This is a genomic window from Saccharopolyspora sp. NPDC000995 (genome assembly GCF_053599315.1).
This window is the reverse complement of sequence record NZ_JBSFLZ010000300.1, coordinates 1-1,964: the sequence shown is the minus strand read 5'-3', so window position 1 is coordinate 1,964 and position 1,964 is coordinate 1. Positions and strand designations below refer to the sequence as shown.

The following is a 1,964-nucleotide window of genomic DNA, read 5'->3' as shown; positions in this document are numbered from 1 at the left end:
CGGTCGGGTCGTTCTGCTGGACCCGCAGAAGGGGAAGGAAGCCGAGGACGCCGATGTCCTGACTGCGACCGGCATGTGGGTGATCCCGATACCGGAGGCGGCACCGGGGGCGGGGGTTAAGGGGGAGGTGGTGTTGCCGCCCAGTGGTTCCCGGTGGCGGGGCCAGGACGGGGAGTCCAGGCTGCCGCCGACTGTGGTGACGGGTCCGAAGCGTCGGGGTGGTGTGCCCGGGCCGGCGGCGGGGAAAGCCGGCGCGAAGGACACGAAGAGGACGCGGGGAAAGGCGGACCAGGATTCACGGGAGGAGGCGGGCGAGAGTTCGCGGGGGGTTAAGCGGCGGAAGGTGGACACAGCCGCTGCGGCTGGGGCTGTGTCCGGGAGTCCGGGTGACGGTGAGAGGGGGGAGCTCACGCCGACGGATCAGGCAGCACAGCAGGACCCGAGCGAGGAGCGGAAACGGAAACAGAAGGAACAGAACGCGAAGAATTACCAGAAAAGAAAGGCTGCTGCCGCCCGTGTTGCGGAGTTGGAGGCGTTGCAGAAGCAGGGGCCGCTGACTGAGGAGCAGAAGGCGGAGCTCACGGCACTCCAGCCGAAGGCACAGACGTGGCAGAAACAGAAGGACTCTGTCGCGAAGTGTAAACGGGCGGGAAAGGCTGCTGCGGCCCGTGTTGCGGAGTTGGAGGGGTTGCAGGAGCGGGGGCAGTTGACTGGCGAGCAGAAGGAGGAGCTGGCGGAGCTTCAGCCGAAGGTGGCGCAGCAGAAGCAGAAACGGAAGGACTCTGTCGCGAAGTATAAACGGGCGGGAAAGGCTGCTGCCGCCCGTGTTGCGGAGTTGGAGGGGTTGCAGGAGCAGGGGCCGCTGACTGAGGAGCAGGTGGCGGAGCTGGCGGCGCTCCGGCCGAAGGCGCAGCAGAAGCAGAAAAAGAAGGACTCCGCCGCGAAGTATCGCCGGGCGGTAAAGGCTGCTGCCGCCCGTGTTGCGGAGTTGGAGGCGTTGCAGAAGCAGGGGCCGCTGACTGACGAGCAGCAGGCGGAGCTGGCGAAGCTCCAGCCGAAGGCACAGAAGTGGCAGAAACACAAGGAATGGTTCGCGGAACGGTACCGGGCGGGAAAGGCTGCTGCCGCCCGTGTTGCGGAGTTGGAGGCGTTGCAGAAGCAGGGGCCGCTGACTGACGAGCAGCAGGCGGAGCTGGCGAAGCTCCAGCCGAAGGTGGCGCAGCAGAAGCAGAAACAGAAGGACTCCGCCGCGAAGTATTACTGGGCGGTAAAGGTTGCTGCCGCCCGTGTTGCGGTGTTGGAGGGGTTGCAGGAGCGGGGGCCGCTGACCGAGGGGCAGGAGGCGGAGCTGGCGGAGCTCCAGCCGAAGGCACAAACGTGGCAGAAAATGAAGGAAAGGTTGCTCCGGTTGAAGGCGGGGCGGGGACGGAAGAAGGCCGGGGAGGTGATGGAGACCGGGGTGGGTGGGCCCGCGGTGGTCGGTCGGGGTACGGGGCCGGAAGGGGTACCGGGGTGGACTGGGACGGATCAGGACGGCCGGGACGCGTGGTCGGCTGACGCCGATCTGGATGCGTGGCTTGCTCGGGCCGTGGCGGATGTAGACGGGGTGCCAGTCCCGCAGGATGCGGCGGATGCCGGGGTGCTGCTGAGCGAGGGCGCTTACGAGGAGTTTCTCGCAACCGAGTTGCTCGCGTTCCTGGGACAGGATGCCGACAACGATAGTGCGGGCGCCGGCGATGCCGCGCCGGTGGCCGACGACGATGATCTCGCTGCGTTCCTTGATGAGTACGGGGGCGATCCCCTCGGGTTGTTCGGGGTTGGGGCCGACGGGCTGGATTTCGGTGAGCCGGTTGTGGATGAGGATGTGTTGCCGCGGCGTGTGGAGGGCGGGGGGTTGGTGGCGGGCGCTGAGGTGTTGCGGGTTTCAGATCCGGTAGCGGGAAATGGTTCGGTGGGGTCTGGGT

1 protein-coding gene is annotated in these 1,964 nt (G+C 67.0%); it reads left to right on the top strand.

All coding sequences use genetic code 11. The features are described from left to right. The coding region (locus ACWDKQ_RS35935; RefSeq protein WP_450143200.1) for a hypothetical protein at positions 1-1,964 on the top strand (1,964 nt) is incomplete at both ends.